This window comes from Microbacterium umsixpiens (assembly GCF_053543675.1).
This window is the reverse complement of the sequence record NZ_JBLVOH010000078.1, coordinates 14207-17813: the sequence shown is the minus strand read 5'-3', so window position 1 is coordinate 17813 and position 3607 is coordinate 14207. Positions and strand designations below refer to the sequence as shown.

Genomic DNA, 3607 nt, shown 5'->3' with positions numbered 1-3607 from the left:
CCGCCCGCCCCTCGGCCATCCCCGCGACACGCGAAAGGACACCCGGCCATGGCCACCCCCACGCTCGAGGCGCGACCCACGACGCCCTCAGCTTCGCCGCCACGGCGACGCCGCGACACCGGCGCGATCGGACGCTTCATCGAGCGCAACGGCGCCTACCTCTTCCTCTTCCCGGCGATCGCGTACCTGGCGATCTTCACGGTCTTCCCCCTGATCCGCGGCGTGCTGCTGTCGTTCACGGCGACCAAGCTGGTCAACCCCGCGGGGGGACGGCCGGTCGGCATGGAGAACTACGAGTACCTGCTGTCGAGCGACAAGTTCTGGTCGTCCGTCATCACGACCCTCCTCTACACGCTCTTCACGGTGGTCTTCTCGGTCGGCATCGGAACCGCCGGAGCGCTGCTGCTCAACACCGCGTTCAAGGGGCGTGGCATCATCCGTGCCATCGCGACGATCCCCTGGGCCGTGCCGACAGTGGCCGCCGCCCTCATCTTCGTCTGGATCTACAACAACGAGCAGGGCATCCTGAACCGCACCACCTCGGCGCTCGGCCTCGGTGAGCACGGCTGGCTCGTCGATCCGAAGTACGGGCTGTTCGCGGTGACGCTCGCGACGGTCTGGAAGCTCACGCCGCTCGTGATGCTGGTCATGCTCAGCGCCCTGCAGAGCGTGCCGCACGAGCTCCGCGAAGCGACCTGGGTCGACGGCGCCACCCGCTTCCAGTCCTTCCGCGCGGTCACCCTGCCCCACATCATGCCGACCGTGCGCGTCATCACGCTGCTCATGACGATCTGGTCGATCCGACGCTTCGAGATCATCTTCCTGATCACCGGTGGGGGACCGCTCGACGTCACCAACACGCTCGTCGTGAACGTCTACCGCACCGCGTTCCAGGATCAGAACCTCGGACGCGCCGCGGCCATCGGCGCCCTCGGCCTGGTGCTGTCGCTGCTGGTCACCGTCGTCTACTTCATCGTCGAGCAGATCCAAGAACGTCAGGAGAGCCAGCGATGACCACCGTGCGCATCCCCACCGATCTTCCGCGTCGCCGCGGGATCGGCGCCAAGTTCGGCAGCCTCGGCAAGGCCGTCCTCATCACGCTGCTCGTCGTCTTCGCCGGATTCCCGGTGTACTGGATGCTGGCGACCTCGCTCGGCACCGAAGCTTCGCTCTACGGCGGCAGCCAGCCGCTGCTCCCCGAGGTGCAGAACATCGGCCAGTGGGGCGGCTTCCTCTCCGACATCCCGATCCTGCGCTGGCTCGGCAACTCGTTCGTGATCGCCGCCGGCACCACGATCCTCAGCCTCGTGCTGGCGACCATGGCCGCCTATGCGCTCAGCCGGTACAAGTTCCACGGCCGCGGCGTCGCCGGCTTCATCTTCTTCAGCACGCAGATGCTGCCGGAGGCGCTGATCATCGTCCCGCTGTACGCGATCTTCGCCGGCGCCGGGCTGCTCAACAGCCACTGGGGGCTCGTCCTCGCCGACACCGCGTTCGTGATGCCGGTGAGCATGTTCATCATCAAGAGCGGCATCGACAAGATCCCGTACGAGATCGAGGAGTCGGCCCGCATCGACGGCTGCTCGCGCCTGCGCATCCTGACCACGATCGTGCTCCCGCTGATCATGCCGAGCATCGCAGCCGCGGCCGTCATCGCGTTCTTCGACGGCTGGAACGAGTTCATGTTCGCGAACACCTTCATCTCGTCGTCCGACCTGTGGCCGGCATCCGTCGGGCTGTCGTCGTTCCTCGGGCAGTTCTACACGCCGATGAACATCGTCATGCTGTGCGCGCTGCTGTTCGCGCTGCCCGCGATCATCTTCTTCCTGTGGGCGCAGCGCGGCATCGTGTCCGGGCTCACCGCGGGATCCGTCAAGGGCTGACCGCCCTGCAATCTGGAGTATCGATACATGTCTGAAGGACTCGACCCGCTCTTCTCGGTGCGGGACAAGGTGGTCGTCGTGACCGGCGGCTTCGGCCAGATCGGAGCGGAGTTCGTCCGCTCGCTGCACCAGCGGGGCGCGCGCGTCGCCGTGACCTCTCGCAGCGAGGTGGCCGATCCCGCCGCGCGTCTCGGCATCGACGACCCGGATGGGCGCCTGCTCGCCGTGGCGATGGACATCACCGACCAGGCCAGCGTGGACGCAGGGCTCGACCATGTCGCCGCGACCTGGGGTGTGCCGACCGTCGTCGTCAACAACGCCGGACTCGACACGCAGCCCAGCGCGCCGCCGGAGGTCTCCGGGCCGTTCGAGGAGTTCCCGGTCGACGTGTTCCGCGAGGTCGTCGACACCAACCTCGTCGGCACGTTCCTCGTGACGCAGGCGGCGGGTCGGCGGATGCGCGATGCCGGCGTCGGCGGCTCGATCGTCAATGTGGGATCCATCTACGGGATGGTGTCGCCCGTGCAGGACATCTACGCCTACAAGGCCGAGGACACGGGCATCCCCTTCATCAAGCCGGTCGCGTACTCGGCGGCGAAGTCGGGGCTCTACAACCTCACCCGCTACTGCGCCACGTACTGGGGGCGCGCGGGCATCCGCGTCAACACGCTCACGCCCTCGGGCGTCCGCCGGGACACGCAGGATGCGAAGTTCCAGGCGAACTACATCGCCCGGATGCCGATCGGTCGCATGGCCGAGGCCGACGAGTACAACGGCGCACTGGTCTTCCTCGCGTCCGACGCCTCGACGTACATGACCGGCTCCAACCTCGTGGTCGACGGCGGGTGGACCGCATGGTGAGTGATCTTCTCGGCACGCGCCTGTTCACAGCGGCGGTCACCCCGATGCGCCGCGACGAGAGCGTCGATCACGGCGCGCTCGCGACCATGCTCGACACCGACATCCGGCGCGGCGTCGAGGGCCTCTACATCTGCGGGTCGTCCGGCGAGGGCGTGCTGCTCTCCGAGGCCGAGCGCATCGCGGTGGCCGAGACCGCGGTGACGGCTGCCGCGGGGCGCGTGCCCGTGGTCTCCCACGTCGGCGCGATGTCGACGGGGGAGGCGGTGCGCATCGCCGCCGCGGCGAAAGACGCGGGTGTCGCAGCGATCTCCATGATCCCGCCGCTGTACTACGGCTATTCGACGGCGGATGTCGTGCGGCACCTCCGCACCGTGATCGACGCGGTCGAGCTTCCCTTCATCCTCTACAACATCCCGCAGTTCACGGGGCGCGACATCTCCGAGGGCGGCTTCGACGAGCTGCTCGCGCTGCCCCAGGTGATCGGCGTCAAGCACACCTCGCGCAACCTGTACGGGGCCGAGAGGATCCTCCGCCGCTACCCGCACCTGACCCTGATCAACGGCTTCGACGAGTTCTATCTGCCGGCGCTGTCGATCGGCGCACGCGGGGCGATCGGCACCACCGTGAGCCTGCAGATCGAGCTCTTCCTGTCGCTGCGTCGACGATTCGACGCCGGCGACCTCGCCGGAGCGCGTGCCGTGCAGGTGCGCATCAACGACACGGTCGAGGGCATGGTCGAGGTCGGCGTGTTCGGCGCGGCCAAGTACCTCGGCGGCAAGCTGTCGGTCCCGCTCGGCGACTGCCGCTCCCCGCTCCCGGCGCTCGACGACGACGGTCGTGCGCGCCTGGATGCGGTCTTCGCG

Annotated in this window: 4 protein-coding genes; all 4 read left to right on the top strand. The window is 68.0% G+C overall.

All coding sequences use genetic code 11. From position 1 onward, the window contains the following. The first annotated feature begins 48 nt into the window (after nt 1-48). A complete protein-coding gene (locus tag ACNPM4_RS08095; RefSeq protein ID WP_400857507.1) occupies nt 49-1014 on the top strand; it encodes a carbohydrate ABC transporter permease in 966 nt (321 codons plus the stop codon). Beyond that, nucleotides 1011-1883 carry a carbohydrate ABC transporter permease gene (locus tag ACNPM4_RS08090; protein ID WP_081860046.1) on the top strand — a complete coding sequence of 291 codons (873 nt, stop codon included), beginning with the start codon at nt 1011-1013 and terminating at the stop codon, nt 1881-1883. Before ACNPM4_RS08095 ends, ACNPM4_RS08090 begins: the two co-directional genes overlap by 4 nt. Nucleotides 1884-1910: 27 nt before the next feature. Further along, nucleotides 1911-2744: an SDR family oxidoreductase gene (locus ACNPM4_RS08085; RefSeq protein WP_105711549.1), complete on the top strand. Its 834-nt coding sequence runs from the start codon at nt 1911-1913 to the stop codon at nt 2742-2744. Then, on the top strand, nt 2738-3607 hold an 870-nt coding region (locus ACNPM4_RS08080), incomplete at its 3' end, for a dihydrodipicolinate synthase family protein (protein WP_448985346.1). The genes ACNPM4_RS08085 and ACNPM4_RS08080, both read left to right, overlap by 7 nt.

Coding starts and splice junctions, on each gene's coding strand:
- ACNPM4_RS08090 (WP_081860046.1), top strand. CDS start 1,011: ATGACCACCGTGCGCATCCCCACCGATCTTCCGCGTCGCCGCGGGATC.
- ACNPM4_RS08095 (WP_400857507.1), top strand. CDS start 49: ATGGCCACCCCCACGCTCGAGGCGCGACCCACGACGCCCTCAGCTTCG.
- ACNPM4_RS08085 (WP_105711549.1), top strand. CDS start 1,911: ATGTCTGAAGGACTCGACCCGCTCTTCTCGGTGCGGGACAAGGTGGTC.